This window comes from Geomonas oryzae, assembly GCF_004117875.1.
In the GTDB taxonomy this organism is placed as follows: domain Bacteria; phylum Desulfobacterota; class Desulfuromonadia; order Geobacterales; family Geobacteraceae; genus Geomonas; species Geomonas oryzae.
Window position 1 is genome coordinate 95105 of sequence record NZ_RAHW01000005.1, and the last position, 16977, is coordinate 112081.

The following is a 16977-nucleotide window of genomic DNA, read 5'->3' on the forward strand; positions in this document are numbered from 1 at the left end:
TCGGGGCCCTTTCTCTTTGCAGCGGCGGTTGCAAACATAACCGCTCCTGATATCTTTTAATCTCGTCGCAGATACAATGAGAGGGAGGACGCAGTGAGATTAAACGACATAACCAGAGGCCACGGACTGGAAGAACACGGCATCACCAACGCGAACCTCATCTACTGGACCTCCCCCACCTCAGTCCTTTACGAACAGGTGGTCCGGCGCGGCGAGGGACTCATCTCCCACATGGGAGCCCTCACCGTAAAGACCGGCCACTACACCGGGCGCGCAGCCAACGACAAGTTCATCGTCGAGGAGCCCTCGAGCAGCCACCTCGTCAACTGGGGCAAGGTGAACCGCCCCTTCGAAGCGGAACGCTTCGATGCGCTCTACAAGAAGATGTGCAACTACATGCAGGGTCGCGACCTCTTCGTGCAGGACTGCTTCGCCGGGGCAAGCCCCGCGCACCGCATCCCGGTGCGCATCATAAGCGAGCGCGCCTGGCACTCGCTGTTCGCCCGCAACATGTTCCTGCGCGCCACCCAGGAAGAGCTCCTCACCCACAAGACCGAGTTCACCGTCATCGACCTTCCCGCCTTCCACGCCCAACCGAAGATCGACGGCACCAACTCCGAGGCCTTCATCATCATCAATTTCGCGAGGAAGCTCGTCATCATCGGCGGCACCAGCTACGCAGGCGAGATCAAGAAGTCGATCTTCACCGTGCTGAACTACCTGCTGCCGCAAAAGAACGTGATGTCGATGCACTGCTCGGCCAACACCGGCCCGCAGGGGGACGTCGCCGTCTTCTTCGGCCTCTCCGGCACCGGCAAGACGACGCTCTCCGCGGCACCGAACCGGCTCTTGATCGGCGACGACGAACACGGCTGGGACGAGGACGGCGTGTTCAACTTCGAGGGGGGATGCTACGCCAAGGTGATCAACCTCTCCCCCGAGAGCGAACCGGAGATCTACCAGTGCACCAGGAGGTTCGGCACCATCCTCGAGAACGTCGCGATCGACACCATCTCGCGCCGTATCGACCTGGACGACGCCTCCTTCACCGAAAACACCCGGGCCTCATATCCCATAACCCACATCCCGAACATCGTCCCGTCCGGGGCGGGTGGGCACCCGAACAACATCATCATGCTGACCTGCGACGCCTTCGGCGTGCTCCCCCCGATCGCGAAGCTCACCCCCGAGCAGGCGATGTACCACTTCCTCTCCGGCTACACGGCGAAGGTCGCCGGCACCGAGGCGGGGGTCACCGAGCCGCAGGCGACCTTCTCCGCCTGCTTCGGCGCCCCCTTCATGGCGCTCAAGCCTTCGCTCTACGCGGACCTCCTCGGCAAGAAGATCGCGGCGAGGGAGGTCGACTGCTGGCTGGTCAACACGGGATGGAGCGGCGGAGGCCCCGGAGTGGGAGGGAGGATGAAGATATCCTATTCGCGTGCGCTGGTGAACGCGGCACTCGACGGCACGCTCGCGCAGGGTGACTTCGTGAAGGATCCGGTTTTCGGCCTTAACATCCCCGTCTCCTGCCCCGGTTTGCCGCAGGAAATCCTCAACCCGAGAAACGCCTGGAGCGACAAGGCGGCGTACGACGCGACGGCGCAAAAGCTCGTAGAGATGTTCCGTCACAATTTCGAGCAGTTCAAGGAGAGCGCGTCACCGGAGATCGCCGCAGTTCTCTAGTTGCATCGCGCTTCGACGTTGCTATCATTAAAACAACGGCTCAGGAGGTTACCATGAAACGGGTACATTCGGAGATTTGTGATACCACGGAGAGAAGGGAGCAGCGGGTGCAGGTACGCAACAAGAGGACCGGCGAGACCGGTCTCAGTTACGGCTGCACCATCGAGGGGGACACCGTCCAGGTGGAACTCTCCGACGGCAGCCTCGACAGCTGGCCCGAAGACGACTGCGAAATGGTTTCGTAACCCATTGTCACGGGGGCGACCGGCAGCAACGCGATCCTTTCGTGCCTCCGGCCGCCTCCGTGGCAGCAAGCATAAAGAGAAAAGGCCGCCCTTACGGGGCGGCCTTTTTGCGTGGACGAAGGCCTCATCCGGATTGCCGTACAGAGAAGGTTTGAAGGGAACAGCGAATGAATGTATGCTGTGCGCATAGCCGATGCGCAGGAGCTCTTATGCAAATAAACATCTTTGACCCCGATGCCCCGAAAAAATCGACCAACCTCAGCATCAACAGCGACCTGCTTCGCCAAGCAAAAGAGCGACGCATCAATCTTTCACAGGCCCTGGAAGCACGGCTTGCCGAGATGCTGAGGGAAGAATTTCACCTGCACTGGAACGAAGAGAACAAAGAGGGCATTGAAGATTACAATCGCCGCGTGGAGGCCGAAGGAACCTTCGGAGACGGCCGGAGGCAGTTCTGATGGGGCAGTTCGACGTTTACGAGAATCCGGACCCTCATTCCAGGACTTCGGTGCCTTACCTCCTCGACGTGCAGGCCGACTTGCTCAACAAGCTCGCGACTCGCGTTGTGGTCCCGCTTGTCGCCGCGGCGACGATGGGAACCCCGATCAGGCTTCTCAACCCGCAGTTCGTAGTTGAAGGGAAGACCGTAGTCATGTCCACGGCGGAGTTGTCAGGCATACACATCCGGCAGCTTGGTGCGAAGACAGGCACTCTCAAAGATTCACGTGCAGAGATCATCGCCGCTTTGGACTTCCTGTTCATGGGGTTTTAACGGGTCAGCTTTTCATCGTGTCATTACTCATTATTGAGAGCATCAACGGAGAAAGGCCGCCCTTCCACGGGCGGCCTTTCCATTTTTGAAGAAGCAGAAGGAAACGGCTAGGAGAGGCGGAACCTCCCGATGACGCGGTTCAATCCGTCTGAGCGGTCCTTCATGCCGCGGGCGAGCTGCGAAGAGTCCCTGAGGCTCCGCGCCCCCTCCTGCAGTCCCTCGTTCACCTGCTGCACGTTGGCCGCGATCTCGCCGGTTGCGGCGCTCTGCTCCTCGGCGGCGGTGGCGATCTGGTTCACCTGCGACGTGACATGGTCCACCTGGTCGAGGATCTCCTTCAGCGCGGTTCCGGAACGGGCGGCCTCCTCGCTGCCGATCTCAACCTCGCGCACCCCGGCCTCCATGACGGCGACCGCAGCCTTCGTCTCGGACTGGATTCCCTTGATCATCTCGCCTATCTCGCGGGTGGCCCGGGCGGTACGCTCGGCCAAGGCGCGCACCTCGTCGGCCACCACCGCGAAGCCGCGCCCCTGCTCGCCCGCGCGCGCCGCTTCGATGGCGGCGTTAAGCGCCAGAAGATTCGTCTGGTCGGCGATGTCCTCGATGGTGCTGATGATGGCGCCGATCTGGTCCGAGCGGGCGCCAAGCCCTTCCACGGTCTGGGCCGAGGCGGTCACCTGTTCGGCCAGGCGGCGCATCGACTCGAGGGTCTTGTCGAGGATGGAGGCACCGCTCATCGCCTTGCTGCTCGCAAGCTTCGCCCCCTCGGCGGCGCTCATGCAATTGGCAGCGATGTCATTGGTCGTGGCGGCCATCTGCTCGCTTGCCGTGGCAACCGACGCCGACTTCGCGGCGAGATCGTCGATGTCCGCCGCGATCCCCTCGGAGATGCCGGAGAGCCGCTCGCTTGAGTTGCCGACTTCCCGGCTTTCCGAGACCACCTCCTGCATGATCAACTGGATCTTCTCGATGAAAAGGTTGAAGGCCTCGGAGAGCTTCCCCACCTCGTCCTGCGAGTTGACCGGCAACCTCCTGGTCAGGTCCCCTTCTCCCTGGGCCAGTTCCCGGGCCATATCCACGATGCTGCGCAGCGGCTTCAGCGCGAGGCCGACTCCGAAGCCCAGCGCGACCACGCTGAGAACGAGCACCACCACCGCCGCCCCCAGCATCCAGGTGAACTGCAGGTTGGCATGCGAGACCCCCTCCTCCCTGACCTTGGCTGCCTCAGCTTCCACGTCATCGGTATAGACACCGGTCCCCACCTCCCAGTCCCACGGAGCGAAGTGTCCTATGTAGGTGAGCTTCGGCAACGGCTGCCCGTCAGGAGTCTTAGGGAAGGCGTATTCCACGAAACCGCCCCCCGCGCGCGCCGCCTTTACGAACTCGCGCACGAACATCTTGTCCTTTTTGTCCTTCAGATCGGTGATGTCCTTCCCCTCAAGCTCCGTCTTCACCGGAACCATGATGGCACGACTGCGCTCACCTTCCAGTTGGTGCACCATGAAGTAGCCGCTCTTGTTCTCAAAGAAACGGACCGGGCGCAGCAGTTCCAGGGCGTGCTTCTTGGCCGCCTCCATGTCGCCCCCTGACGCCTGGGCCTCCTTGTACACCGCGTCGATGATGCCAAGGGCCACGGTTATCTCGCTCTTCAGTTCCTGCTTGCGCAACTCGATCGCTTTCGCCTTCAGGGTCTGATACCCCTTCTCGTTGGTGCTCAGGATGGCTTGCCGGGCGATGCCGATAAGCACCACGGCAAGCAACATGACTACGAGTGAAGCCCCTCCCAGAACCTTCACCTTGATGCTGAACCTGCTGCTTTGCATAGCGCGCTCCTCCTGCTATCATTTGGCTGCCGCATATCTGTCATCGCCGTTATTACTACTGCAATACGTAGCAGTTTCGGCACGGCCAGAGGTTACTTGAGACAATACTCGACCGGCAGGAATAAGAGAAAACGTACACCCTGCGTTAAAGGAGACTACGATGCCTAAAGCTATTTGCTTCGAACAGTTCGGAGGCCCGGAGGTGATGAAGTGGACGGACGTCGACGTGCCGGAACCGGGACAGGGAGAGGCACGCGTCCGCCACAAGGCGGTGGGGGTCAACTTCGTGGACGTCTACCAGCGCAGCGGGCTTTACAAGGTGCCTCTGCCGTCCATCGCCGGCAACGAAGGAGCCGGCGTAGTCGAGGCCGTCGGGGCCGGGGTGACGCTGGTCAAACCCGGCGACCGCGTCGCCTACGCGGGGGTGATGGGGGCGTACTGCGAAGTGAGGAACATCAAGGCGGAGCGGCTTTGCCTCCTCCCCGACGACATCTCCTTCGAGCAGGCGGCGGCCATGATGCTCAAGGGGCTCACCGTCCAGTACCTGATCCGCAGGACCTACCGGGTGGAGGCCGGTGACACGGTGGTATTCCACGCGGCGGCAGGCGGCGTCGGGACCATCGCATGCCAATGGCTGAGGATGCTGGGGGCGAAGGTGATCGGCACGGCCGGCTCGGAAGCGAAGTGCGCGCTCGCGCGGCAAAACGGCGCCGATTTCTGCATCGATTACCGGAGAGAAAACATCCTCGAGCGCGTGAAGGAGATCACGGGCGGCGCAGGCGCCGCGGTCGTGTACGACTCCGTCGGCAAGGACACCTTCGAGACCTCGCTCAAATCACTGCGCCCCCGCGGGCTGATGGTCTCTTTCGGCAACGCCTCGGGGCCCGTCCCGCCGCTCGACCTGCTGCTGCTCTCCCAGCTGGGCTCACTCTACGTCACCCGCCCCACCCTCGCCACCTACATCGCACGGCGCTCCGACCTCGAGGAAGCCGCCGCCGAACTCTTCGGCGTAGTCACCTCCGGCGCCGTGAAGATCGAGATCAACCAGCGGTACCCCCTGCAGCAAGCACCCCTGGCGCACCAGGATCTGGAGGGCCGCAGAACCACAGGCTCCACAATACTACTCACGGACTGATCCGGTATTCCGACGACGCCGCGCCTTTGACGCCATGAGCGGGCGGCGCGGCGTCTTTCATCTACTTCTCTCGTCTTAGGTCCGGTCGACGCGCCTCTCCAGATGACAGTATTGTAATGTTGATGTCATTTTCAGGTAATACAAATTTTCCTATATTGGCATGCGTTCGGCGATGCCATGAGGGGTCCCCGTGATCGACCGTATCCCTGGAGTTGTGCCCCATGCAGAATCCGATTGACTTCGTGACCCGCCCCGATGCGTCGCGCCGCCGTGACCTCCTGATACTTGCCCTTCTCTTTGGTGTACTCTTCCTGCAGTTGCTCGGCCACTACCCGCTCATCGACCCGGACGAAACCCGCTACGCGGAGATCCCGCGCGAGATGCTGGAGCGCGGCGACCTGATCACCCCGCTTCTGAACTACGTCAAGTACTTCGAAAAGCCGGTGCTTCTCTACTGGCTGAACGCCCTCTCCTTCACCTTGTTCGGCATCAGCGAGTTTGCCGCCCGTCTGGCCTGCGCCCTGAGCGGGCTCGGCACGGTGCTCTTCAGCTACCATCTGGGGCGCGAACTCTTCGGGCGCCGTGTCGGACTGCTAAGCGCCCTGGTCCTCGGAGGGTGCACCGGCTTCCTGATCCAGAGCAGGATGAACCTGACCGACATCCCCCTCACCTTCACCATGACGGTGGCCCTTGGAAGCTACATCCTCGCCGCCAGGGACGCCGACCACCCAAGGCCCGGCTACTATTACCTCTTCTACCTTTTCGCCGCTCTCGCGGTCCTCGCCAAGGGGTTGATCGGCATCGTCCTCCCCGGCGCGGTGATCTTCTGGCACATCGCGCTGACCCGGCGCTGGCGCATCCTGAAGGAGATGCGTCTGCCAACCGGCATAATGCTCTTTCTCGCGGTCGCCGCCCCGTGGTTTGTGGTCGTGTGCCAACGCAACCCCGAGTTCTTCCAGTTCTTCTTCATCCACGAACACTTCGAGCGCTTCCTGACCAAGGTGCACCACCGCTACCAGCCGTTTTGGTACTTCATCCCGATCCTGTTCGGCTTCATGATCCCATGGTCCTTCTTCATCCCTGCGGCGCTGCGGGGATTCTGGCGCGAGCGCTCCGTTCCCGGCGGGGAGTCCCGCCTCTACCTCGCGCTTTGGGCCATCATCATCTTCCTGTTCTTTTCCAAGTCGAACTCGAAGCTGCCGGCCTACATCCTGCCGGTCTACCCGGCGCTCGCCGTACTGATCGCCGTGCTGTTCGACAAGGCGCTAAACGGTGACTTCCGTCCCCTGCGCCGCCCGGCGCTCGCCTTCGGCTGGCTCCTCGTCCTTCTCGGCTGCGGTTCGATGATTTACCCGCTGGTCGCCCACAGACCGCTCGTCGCCCCGATCGGCGGACTCGTCGTAGGCTCGATACTGCTCGTGCAGGGGGCCTTTTCCGTCGGTGCCGCCATGCGTCAGGACCCGCGCGGACTCTTCACGGGGATGCTGCTCGGCTCGGTCCTGTTATTTCTGGCCGCACCGAACTTCATCTATCCGCTCTTCGCGGAGCGTAAATCGTACCGGGAGCCTGGTGAAATCGTGAAAAGACTGGCCGGACCCGACGCGGTGCTCGTAAGCCAGGGTCTGCGCCAGGGGCTCTCCTTCTACTCGGGGCGCCGCGTGGCGATCTTCGGCGGCACCGGCGAAATCGAATTCGGCAGCAAGATCGGCGACCAGTCCGCCTGGTTCCTCGACCAGACGCGCTTCCTCGCGCTCTGGGACGGACCGCGACCCGTGTACGCGATGATTCTGCGCAAGTACCTGCCCGAGCTTTCCCACGAGGGCAAGGCCTCCCCGCGCATCCTCTGGCAAAGCTCCAAGCACTACCTCGTAACCAACAGATAAACCAACAGGCCGCCTCGCACGCCGCCTAAGCCTCATCAGCAGCAAAGGAGAAAGATATGAAGGTACTGATCCTCGGAGTGAACGGCTTCATCGGCAACGCCCTCACCCACCGTATTCTCACCACCACGGACTGGGAGGTCTACGGCCTCGACATGGCCTGCGACAAACTGGAGCGCTCCATGGGGCATCCGCGCTTTCACTTCCTCGAAGGCGACATCACCATCAACAAGGAGTGGATCGAGTACAACATCAAGAAGTGCGACGTGGTGCTGCCGCTGGTTGCCATAGCGACCCCCGTCACTTACGTCAAGGACCCGCTCCGGGTCTTCGAGCTCGACTTCGAGGAAAACCTCAAGGTGATCCGCCTCTGCGCGAAATACAACAAGCGCATCATCTTCCCCTCGACCTCCGAGGTGTACGGCATGAGCCCGGACCGGGAGTTCGACGAGGAGAGCTCGCCGCTCATGCTGGGCCCCATCAACAAGGAACGCTGGATCTACTCCTGCGCGAAGCAGATGCTGGACCGGGTCATCTACGCCTACGGCGCCCACGAGGGGCTGCGTTACACCCTGTTCCGCCCCTTCAACTGGATCGGTCCGAAGCTTGACTCCATCAGCACCGCGAAGGAGGGGAGTTCCCGCGTCCTGACACAGTTCCTCTACAACATCCTGGCAGGCGAGCCGATACAGCTTGTGGACGGCGGCGAGCAGCGCCGCTCCTTCACCTTCCTGGAGGACGGGATCGGTTGCCTGATGCGCATCATCGAGAACCGCGACGGCTGCGCCGATGCCGGCATCTTCAACATCGGCAACCCCGACAACGACCTGTCGGTCAAGGAACTGGCCGAAAAACTCCTCGAGATGGTAGGGCAGTATCCCGGTTACGAGGAGAAGGCGAAAGCGTGCCGCATCATCGAGGTCACCTCCGACAAGTTCTACGGCAAGGGATACCAGGACATGCTGAACAGGGTTCCTTCGGTTAAAAACGCCAAGCAGCGCCTGGGATGGGAGCCGACCACCTCGGTGGAAGACGCCTTGAAGCAGACCCTCGATTTCTACCTGATCGAGCAGCGGGAAACCATCCAGCACCTTTTGTAATTCCGGAGGCCACGTGCGCAGCGAGTTTCTGCCCTTTTCCACTCCGACCATCGACGACGCGGAGATCGCCGAGGTGGTCGACTCTCTAAAATCCGGCTGGATCACCACCGGCCCGAAAGTGAAGCGCTTCGAGGAAGAGTTCCGCTCCTATGTCGGGGCGCCGTTCGCCGTTCCCCTCTCCTCGGCCACGGCGGGGCTCCACCTCGCCCTGCTGGCGCTGAAGTTTCGCGAGGGAGACGAGGTCATCACGACGCCGATGACTTTCGCCTCCACGGTGAGCATCTGCGTGCTGTGCGGGCTGAAGCCGGTCCTCGTGGACATCGAGCCGGGGACTTTGAACCTGGACGTGACCCGCGTGCGCGAGAAGATCACCTCCCGCACCAGGGCCATCATCCCGGTGCACTTCGCCGGACAGCCCTGCGACATGGACCCGATCTTCGAGCTCGCCCGCGAGTTCGATCTCACCGTCATCGAGGACGCGGCCCACGCCGCCGGAACCGAGTACAAGGGACGCAGGATCGGCTCCTTGGACAGCATCTCGATATTCTCCTTCCACCCGAACAAGAACATCACAACCGGCGAAGGCGGCATGGTCTGCACGCCGAACGAGACGCTTGCCGAAGAGGTGTCGCTGCTCAAGTTCCACGGCATGAGCCGCGAGGCGTGGAAGCGCTTCGCCGCGAGCGGGACGCCGAACTACGACATCGTGCTCCCCGGCTTCAAGTACAACATGATGGACATCCAGGCAGCCATCGGCATCCACCAGCTGCCCAAGCTCGACGGCTTCATCGAGCGGCGCACCGAGATCGCCCATTTCTACAACGAAGCCTTCGCCGACGTCGCCGAGCTCTGCCTACCGGCGTACGCCCCGTACCAGCAGCGCCACGCCTGGCACCTCTACACGCCGCTCGTGAAGATAGAGCGGCTGACGATCGACCGCGACGGTTTCATGGCCCGGTTGAAGGAACTCAACATCGGCAGCGGGCTGCACTACAAGGCGGTGCACCGGCATAGCTGGTACCAGGAAAACCTGCCCCAGCCCGAAGGCTCGCTCCCGAACGCCGACTACGCCTCCGACCGCATCCTGTCGCTGCCGCTCTTCCCGAAGATGACCGATGCGGACGCAAGCGACGTGGTCGAGGCGGTGAAGACGGTGATCGCAAGGAACCGCAAATGACCCCGTACCTCTCCATCGTGGTTCCCGTCTACAACGAGGAAGGGAACCTGGAAAACCTGATGGGCCGCCTCTACCCCGTGCTGCGCGGGATGGGGCGCCCCTTCGAGATCATCTTCACCGACGACGGCAGCCGCGACCGCTCCCTGGAAATCCTGCGGGGCTTTGCGGAAGCCTACCCCGAGGTGCGGGTGATCGAGTTCAACGGCAACTTCGGTCAGCACATGGCCATCCTCGCGGCGTTCGAGATCAGCCGGGGCGAGGTGGTGGTCACCCTGGACGCCGACCTGCAGAACCCGCCGGAGGAGATCCCGAAGCTCGTGGCCGAGATGGAAAAAGGGCACGACGTCGTCGGGAGCATCCGGATGAAGCGTCAGGACACCTTCTTCCGCAAGAGCGCCTCGCGCCTGGTCAACGTGACGACCCGCAAGATGACGGGCATGAAGATGACCGACTACGGCTGCATGTTGCGGGCCTACCACCGAAACGTCGTGAACAACATCAACCGCTGCGGCGAGGCGAGCACCTTCATCCCGGCCCTGGCCCAGACCTTCGCCTCGAGCCCCAGCGAGATCACCGTGGCGCACGCGGAGCGCAGCGAAGGGGAAAGCAAGTACTCGCTCTACAAGCTGGTGCGCCTGAACTTCGACCTCATGACCGGATTCTCGGTGGTGCCGCTGCAGCTTTTCGCCCTCACCGGGATCATCACCTCTCTGGGTGCCGTCGCCTTCGCCGTCTTCCTTATCGTCAGGCGCTTCCTGGTCGGTGCCGAGGTCGAAGGGGTGTTCACCCTTTTCGCCATCCTGTTCTTCTTCCTCGGTATAACCATCTTCGGGATCGGCATCGTGGGCGAGTACGTGGGGAGGATTTACCAGGAGGTTCGGCGCAGGCCGCGCTACGTGGTGCGCAGGATACACGGAGGAAGCGATGAAGGATAAGGTCGTCGTCTGCGCCTACCACAACGTGGGCTACCGCTGCCTCGAAGAGCTTATCCGGCAGGGGGCGGACGTCCGTCTCGTCTTCAGCCATGAGGACTCGGCAAACGAGGAGATCTGGTTTGACAGCGTGCGGGACCTCGCGGCGCGCCACGGCATCCCCTGCGTTACCGGCAGCATCAACGCTTTAGAGAACCGCGAGATGGTTGCGGCACTCGCCCCCGACTTCCTGCTGTCCTTCTACTACCGCAACATGATCGAGCCGGAGGTGCTCTCCCTTGCACGGCGCGGCGCCCTCAACCTGCACGGCTCCTACCTCCCGAGGTACCGCGGGCGCGTACCGATCAACTGGGCCGTGATAAACGGCGAGAAGCAAACCGGGGCGACCCTGCATTACATGGTGGAAAAGCCGGATGCAGGCGAGATCGTCGATCAGGAAGCGGTGGAGATAGCCTTTGAGGATACCGCCTTCGACGTCTTCAAAAAGGTAACCGAGGCGGCCGTAACCGTACTGCGCCGGGCGTGGCCGCAGCTTGTCGCCGGGACAGCGCCCCGCATCCCGATGGACCTCAAGGCGGGGAACTACTGCGGCGGTCGCCGTCCCGAAGACGGCCGCATAGACTGGAGCCTCGACGCGGAACGCATCTACAACCTGGTGCGCGGCGTGACCCATCCGTATCCCGGCGCCTTCACCACGTTATCCGGCCGCAGGGTCTTCATCTGGCAAGCGCTTCCGGTCACCGGGGAGGCTGAACCGGGGCGCGTGGTCTCTACAGAGCCGCTGCGTGTAGGCACCGGCGCGGGGCTGCTGGAAATCCGGCGCCTGCAGATGGAAGGAGAGGCCGAGCTTTCCGCCGAAGCGTTCGCGGAAAAGACCCCCTGCCTGGGCGAACTCCTCGCATGATCACGCCAAACGGAGCCGACATGTCCGAAAACAGCAGGGAAACCGTTGCCCTGAAGGTCGACGTCGATACCTTCTGCGGCACCCGCGACGGCATTCCGAACCTGCTGCGCATCCTCGACGAGTTCGGGGTGCGCGCCACCTTCTATTTCTCCTTCGGCCCCGACAACTCCGGCAAGGCGGTGCGCCGCCTGCTGCACAAGGGCTTTCTCGCCAAGATGCTGCGCACCAAGGCGCCCGCCATGTACGGGCTGAAGACCATGCTCTACGGCACCCTGCTCCCCGCCCCGATGATCGGCAAAGGACTGCCGGACGTCATCAGGAGCGTGAGGGATGCGGGACACGAGGTGGGGATCCACTGCTGGGACCACGTCGACTGGCACGACCACCTGCACCGCTTCACGCCGGAGCAGGTGGAAGCGGCTCTGGAACGTGCCGCTTCCACCTTCGAGTCGATCTTCAGCTGCCGCGCCCGGACCAGTGCCGCGCCCGGGTGGACGGTAAGCTCCGCATCCCTTGAAATCCAGGACGCCATGGGCTTCGCCTATTGCAGCGATACGAGGGGAGACTCCCCCTTCTATCCGGTTCTCGCCGGAAAGCGCTTCAAGACTCTGCAGATCCCTTCAACTTGGCCCACCATGGATGAGCTCATCGGAGAAAACGGCGTGACTGCCGCCACGGTGAACGACGTTTACCTTGCCCGTCTGCGTCCCGGACTCAACGTTCACACCATCCACGCCGAACTCGAGGGGAACGCCATGATCGACACCTTCCGGGAACTCCTCACGGCGCTGTCAAAGCGAGGGGTGCGTTTCATCACGTTGCGGGAGGCTGCCAACGAGTACGGCGCAAGCGCCCCCCCGTGCAACGTCGAAATGGGGACCATCGCCGGCAGAGCCATGCCGGTCGCCCTGCAAAAACCTTAGTTGTGACTGTCACAAAGCCCATCGGGAATAACGCCCCATGCTCGACGCAGATCTCACGCTTTTTCACCTGATTAACGGCCTCGCCGGCAAATCCGCGGTACTCGATACCGCCATGGTCTGCATCGCTAAATACGGTCCGCTTCTTTTCGCCCTTATCCTTTTGAGGACCTGGTTCGGCACCTCCGACACCCCGGAAGCCAAGATGGCAAACCGGACCGCCGTGATGCTGGCGATCTTTTCTGCGATGATCGGGCTGGGGATGAACCAGTTGGTAGGGCATCTCTACTTCCGGCCGCGCCCCTACGCGGAACACACGGTATCGCTGCTGCTGGACCGTTCACCCGATCCTTCCTTTCCGAGCGACCACTCAACAGGCGGCTTTTCACTCGCCTCCTCGCTTTTTCTTGCCGACAAAAAGACGGGTGCTCTGTCCTTAGGGTTTGCCGCAGTGCTTGCCTTCTCACGTGTCTACGCCGGGGCCCACTACCCCTTGGACGTGGTCGGTGGTGCAGTTACCGGGATACTTGCCACGGCTTTGGTCAACGCCTCTAGTAAACGACTGGAGCCCGCCACCCGGTTAGTCCTGAAGGTCTGGGACAAGAAGCTTAGGTTCTAGTTGCCTTGGCGCGGCCGTTTCATCTAGGATAGGGCGCCTCACACTGTTTTTTCGGGAGTTACCCCATGACGCTTCGACGCAAAGAACCGACCGCCACCGACAAGGCCATGGCAAAGGTATGCGAGCTCTGCCCTGTATGCCTGCATGCGCGTTACCACCAGAAAGGGATGGTCTACGACTTCGTGACCAAGGTGGAAGAGGACATCTGTCCCTTCTGCCGCGCCTATGAGCGGGTGCACGGCCGGAAGGCGCACGAGAAGAGAAGGTAGCACTCATCACATCATCACCACCCTCCACAAGCCGCACTTCCCCCCATCATGAACTGCATCACTGAAAGCCGCGCTGTCAGCCTCTGATTTCTTCTTGCATTACTCACATCAGGCATTAATATCTACGGGGCGCGCCAAAAGATTATAAAAATCCAACCGTTTGTTCTGCCCGTTCGCACGCGCGAATGAAGGGAGGTGCACATGGGAAGTCACCGAATACAAAGGAATTACAGGAATCTAGGCCCGTCAAAATTTCATGGGGTCAACCAGAGGGTGAAGACCTCCATAACCGACAAGACCAGGTTTCCTGACTCGTTCTGGGGGGCGAATCTGGCCACGCTGCTCACGCCGTATCTCGAAATGTCGGACAAGCACGACGCGGTGTACCACGAGTCCATGATCGGCAGCAGGCTGATGATAGCCGAGCGCGACGTTCTCCAGCGGCAGCTCGTCGAGTACTTGGACCAGATCGCCTCATTCCTGGAGATGGCCGCAGTGCGTGCCCCGGAGATCCTCCTCGCTTCGGGATTCGATCTCACCAAGGACAGAAGAGGTCGTTCCAAGGCAAATGCAGCAAATCACGACGCGGCGCCCGCCAAGGACGATGAAGGCGAGCCTGCGTGATCTCTTTTTTGAAAAAGCAGAGGGGGTGCCTGAAGGCACCCCCTCCGTTTTTTCTCCCTCCTCCCCCACAGGCTCTCTCAGTTGGCGTAAGTATGCATTCTCCCATCACTTACAACCCATCAGCCCCGGTATATAAGTCATCGGACGCGGTGTACGTGTTATCCGCCGCGGTATATTAATCATCCATCGTGGTGCATGACTTATCCATCGCGGTAGATTAATCATCCATCGCGGTGCATGACTTATCTATCTCGATAGATTAATCATCCATCGCGGTGCATGACTTATCCATCGCGATAAATTAATCATCTATCGCGGTGCATGACTTATCCATCACGATAGATTAATCATCCATCGCGTTACATGACTGACCCATCGCGTTAGATTAATCATCCATCGCGGTACATGACTTGTCCATCGTGTTAGATTAGTCATCGATCACGGCACATGACTTATCCATCGCGGTACATGACTTATCCATCTCGGTACATGACTTATCTATCAAGTTAAATTAATCATCCATCACGGTACATGACTTATCCATCGCGTTAGATTAATCATCCATCGCGGTGCACGACTTTTCCATTACGTGAGAGCAAGCTCCCCCCCCCCCAACGTTCCCGTCTTACATTGACAGTAATAACATCCATGATATATCCTGACCATGCGCTACCGGCTCTTCTATTACAACGAGGATGTTGAGAAGGAATTCAACGCCTGGCCCGTAAATTTGCGGGCCAGGTTTCGGGCTTTGACCATCCGAATAGAGATCCACGGACCGAACTTGGGCATGCCGCATACCCGCGCGTTAGGGGACGGGCTTTTCGAGATACGGGCTAAGGGTGAGGAAGGAATCGGGCGAGCTTTTTTTTGTACTTTAGTCGGGCGCAAAATCGTCATCTTGCATGGGTTCATCAAGAAAACTGAGAAAACGCCCAAGCAGGAAATGGAGAAGGCACGCGTACGGCAAAAGGAGGTCCAGGGACATGAGCTATAAGCCGGTTTCCTACAGCCCTGAAAAGACGTTGGCGAAAGAGCTTGAGGCTCCCGAGTTCAAAGAGGCTTGGGATGCGCTGGAGGATGAGTTTGCAACTTTGGATGCGCTGCTGGCGGCTCGAAAGCAGGCGGGATTGACCCAGGAAGAAGTAGCTACGAGAATGGGGATTTCGCAACCGTCGCTCGCCAGAGTAGAAGGGGCTCTCGGCTCTCACCGCCATTCCCCCTCTCTGGAGACGCTCCGTAAATATGCTGCCGCCGTTGACTGCAAGCTGGAAATCAGGCTTGTACGAAATCATTCCTGAGGGTTGCATCGGGTCCCGGAATCCTCAGTGGGAGGTATGGGAAGCAGGCATTTAAAAAGCCGGCACACCTCAAGGTGGCCGGCTTTAGCTTTCTTCATGCCGGTTGCGTGCGGCTAGATTATCTTGTTGAGGGAATATTCCACGATCCCTTCCGCGCCGAGCTTGATGAGCTCGGGGACGATGCGGCGGACTTCCTGTTCGGGCATGATGCTCTCGATGGAAACCCAGTCGGAATTGTAGTGGTTGGCTACGGTCGGGCTCTTCAAACTCGGGATGACGGCGGTTATGGCGGCTACTTTGTCCTTGGGGGCGTTCATCTTGAGGCCGACCATCCCTTCGGCTCGTAGCGCGGACTGCAGCAGGGTTGCGATCTGCTGGATCTTCTCGCGCTTCCACGGGTCTTCCCAGGAGGCCTTGTTGGCGACCATGACCGGGACGGACTCCATCAGTTCGGTGACGATCCTCAGGCCGTTGGCCTTGATGGTGGAGCCGGTCTCGGTGACTTCGACGATGGCGTCGCACAGCCCCTCGACTACCTTGGCTTCGGTGGCGCCCCAGGAGAACTCGACGTTGACGGGGATGTTACGCTCGGCGAAGTAGCGCTTGGTGAAGCCGACGAGTTCGGTGGAGATGGTGGCACCGTGCAGGTCCTCGGGTCCCTTGATCTTCGAGTCGCCGTTCACGACGAGCACCCAGCGGGCGGGACGGCGCGAAACCTTGGAGTAGACCATCTCGCAGACTTCCACCACGTCGGAGTCGTTCTCGCGGATCCAGTCGCGCCCGGCGATGCCGACGTCGATGGTGCCGCGCTCGACGTATTTACCCATCTCCTGCGGACGGATCAGGGAGCACTTGATCTCCTTGTCATCGATGCCGGGGAAGTAGCTGCGCGACGAGATAGATATCTGCCAGCCGGCTTTCTTGAACAACTCTACGGTGGCATTCTCCAGGCTCCCTTTGGGGACGCCGAGCTTCAGCTGGTTTTCCATGAGTCACCCTCCTAATAAAATTCAAAAAGACGTTCAACGTTCAACGTTCAGCGTTCGACAGTTTTCATCCCCTTCCCCAGGTATTGGTGACTGCGCCGGCAAAACGGGACAATAAAAAAGCCACGTGAGCTGAGCTCCGTGGCTTTTTTCTATTTCTTGTAGACCGTGTTGGGATCGAAGAGCGGGTTGGAGTGCTCGACCCAGGTACCGTTTTCGTACTTCACGTAGAAGCAGCTCCGGTTCCCGGTGTGGCAGGCGGCGGGACCGTTCTGCTTCACCTTGATCACCACCGTGTCGGCGTCGCAGTCGGTGAGCACCTCGATCACTTCCTGGGTGTTGCCGGACTCTTCGCCCTTCATCCAGTACTTGTTCCTGGTGCGGCTGAAGAACCAGGTCTTGCCGCTTTCCAGGGTCAGGTTCAGGGTCTTCTCGTCCATGAACGCTACCATCAGCACTTCCCCACTTTCATGGTCCTGAATGACAGCAGGAATCAGGCCGCCCATCTTCTCGAAATCGATCTTAATCATGGCTTCTCTCGGTCCTTGCACTGCGTGATTGATAAAAAAGTGTCTTTTAATACACCCCCAGCGCAAGTTGTGTCAAC

General features: G+C 60.6%; 19 protein-coding genes. 16 read left to right on the forward strand and 3 right to left on the reverse strand.

Going from position 1 to position 16977, the window contains the following annotated elements:
* Positions 1-93 precede the first annotated feature (93 nt).
* The 4 genes from pckA (at position 94) to D6Z24_RS13525 (ending at position 2700) form a co-directional block, all read left to right on the forward strand.
* Positions 94-1683: a phosphoenolpyruvate carboxykinase (ATP) gene (gene pckA / locus D6Z24_RS13510; protein WP_129127129.1), complete on the forward strand. Its 1590-nt coding sequence runs from the start codon at positions 94-96 to the stop codon at positions 1681-1683.
* A gap of 53 nt (positions 1684-1736) precedes the next feature.
* Complete coding sequence (locus tag D6Z24_RS13515; RefSeq protein ID WP_129127130.1) at positions 1737-1928, forward strand: hypothetical protein; 192 nt, start codon at positions 1737-1739, stop codon at positions 1926-1928.
* 209 nt (positions 1929-2137) lie between these two features.
* Positions 2138-2386, forward strand: a complete 249-nt coding sequence (locus D6Z24_RS13520; RefSeq protein WP_129127131.1) for a type II toxin-antitoxin system CcdA family antitoxin — start codon at positions 2138-2140, stop codon at positions 2384-2386.
* On the forward strand, positions 2386-2700 hold the full coding sequence (locus D6Z24_RS13525) for a CcdB family protein (RefSeq protein ID WP_129127132.1): 315 nt from the start codon (positions 2386-2388) through the stop codon (positions 2698-2700). Before D6Z24_RS13520 ends, D6Z24_RS13525 begins: the two co-directional genes overlap by 1 nt.
* A gap of 107 nt (positions 2701-2807) precedes the next feature.
* Here D6Z24_RS13525 and D6Z24_RS13530 read toward each other — a convergent pair whose 3' ends face one another.
* Positions 2808-4523: a methyl-accepting chemotaxis protein gene (locus tag D6Z24_RS13530; RefSeq protein ID WP_129127133.1), complete on the reverse strand. Its 1716-nt coding sequence runs from the start codon at positions 4521-4523 to the stop codon at positions 2808-2810.
* Between the two features lie 160 nt (positions 4524-4683).
* On the opposite strand from D6Z24_RS13530, the gene D6Z24_RS13535 reads away from it, so the two are divergent.
* From D6Z24_RS13535 to D6Z24_RS13590, 12 genes are all read left to right on the forward strand, one after another.
* Positions 4684-5658 (forward strand): quinone oxidoreductase family protein, encoded by a 975-nt coding sequence (locus D6Z24_RS13535; RefSeq protein ID WP_129127134.1) that lies wholly within the window; start codon positions 4684-4686, stop codon positions 5656-5658.
* Between the two features lie 221 nt (positions 5659-5879).
* A complete protein-coding gene (locus tag D6Z24_RS13540; protein ID WP_129127135.1) occupies positions 5880-7541 on the forward strand; it encodes a glycosyltransferase family 39 protein in 1662 nt (553 codons plus the stop codon).
* Positions 7542-7597: 56 nt separating this feature from the next.
* Positions 7598-8638 carry a bifunctional UDP-4-keto-pentose/UDP-xylose synthase gene (locus tag D6Z24_RS13545; protein WP_129127136.1) on the forward strand — a complete coding sequence of 347 codons (1041 nt, stop codon included), beginning with the start codon at positions 7598-7600 and terminating at the stop codon, positions 8636-8638.
* A 13-nt stretch (positions 8639-8651) separates the two neighbouring features.
* Positions 8652-9815 (forward strand): DegT/DnrJ/EryC1/StrS family aminotransferase, encoded by a 1164-nt coding sequence (locus D6Z24_RS13550; protein ID WP_129127137.1) that lies wholly within the window; start codon positions 8652-8654, stop codon positions 9813-9815.
* Complete coding sequence (locus D6Z24_RS13555; protein WP_129127138.1) at positions 9812-10750, forward strand: glycosyltransferase; 939 nt, start codon at positions 9812-9814, stop codon at positions 10748-10750. Before D6Z24_RS13550 ends, D6Z24_RS13555 begins: the two co-directional genes overlap by 4 nt.
* On the forward strand, positions 10740-11651 hold the full coding sequence (locus D6Z24_RS13560; RefSeq protein WP_129127139.1) for a formyltransferase: 912 nt from the start codon (positions 10740-10742) through the stop codon (positions 11649-11651). The genes D6Z24_RS13555 and D6Z24_RS13560 overlap by 11 nt, the downstream gene beginning before the upstream one ends.
* 20 nt (positions 11652-11671) lie before the next feature.
* Complete coding sequence (locus tag D6Z24_RS13565; RefSeq protein ID WP_129127140.1) at positions 11672-12574, forward strand: 4-deoxy-4-formamido-L-arabinose-phosphoundecaprenol deformylase; 903 nt, start codon at positions 11672-11674, stop codon at positions 12572-12574.
* Positions 12575-12611: 37 nt separating this feature from the next.
* Positions 12612-13190 (forward strand): undecaprenyl-diphosphatase, encoded by a 579-nt coding sequence (locus tag D6Z24_RS13570; RefSeq protein ID WP_129127141.1) that lies wholly within the window; start codon positions 12612-12614, stop codon positions 13188-13190.
* A gap of 65 nt (positions 13191-13255) precedes the next feature.
* Positions 13256-13459 carry a hypothetical protein gene (locus tag D6Z24_RS13575; protein WP_129127142.1) on the forward strand — a complete coding sequence of 68 codons (204 nt, stop codon included), beginning with the start codon at positions 13256-13258 and terminating at the stop codon, positions 13457-13459.
* Between the two features lie 273 nt (positions 13460-13732).
* Complete coding sequence (locus D6Z24_RS13580; protein ID WP_246014669.1) at positions 13733-14083, forward strand: hypothetical protein; 351 nt, start codon at positions 13733-13735, stop codon at positions 14081-14083.
* Positions 14084-14747: 664 nt separating this feature from the next.
* On the forward strand, positions 14748-15080 hold the full coding sequence (locus tag D6Z24_RS13585) for a type II toxin-antitoxin system RelE/ParE family toxin (RefSeq protein ID WP_129127144.1): 333 nt from the start codon (positions 14748-14750) through the stop codon (positions 15078-15080).
* Positions 15070-15384 carry a helix-turn-helix domain-containing protein gene (locus D6Z24_RS13590; RefSeq protein WP_129127145.1) on the forward strand — a complete coding sequence of 105 codons (315 nt, stop codon included), beginning with the start codon at positions 15070-15072 and terminating at the stop codon, positions 15382-15384. The genes D6Z24_RS13585 and D6Z24_RS13590 overlap by 11 nt, the downstream gene beginning before the upstream one ends.
* A gap of 113 nt (positions 15385-15497) precedes the next feature.
* Here the strand turns inward: D6Z24_RS13590 and hisG are convergent, their stop codons facing one another.
* Together hisG and hisI are read right to left on the reverse strand one after the other, a co-directional pair.
* Complete coding sequence (hisG, locus tag D6Z24_RS13595) at positions 15498-16373, reverse strand: ATP phosphoribosyltransferase (RefSeq protein ID WP_129127146.1); 876 nt, start codon at positions 16371-16373, stop codon at positions 15498-15500.
* A gap of 149 nt (positions 16374-16522) precedes the next feature.
* The gene (hisI, locus tag D6Z24_RS13600) at positions 16523-16900 is read right to left on the reverse strand and encodes a phosphoribosyl-AMP cyclohydrolase (protein WP_129127147.1); all 378 of its coding nucleotides are present in this window, start codon (positions 16898-16900) and stop codon (positions 16523-16525) included.
* Between the last annotated feature and the right edge of the window lie 77 nt (positions 16901-16977).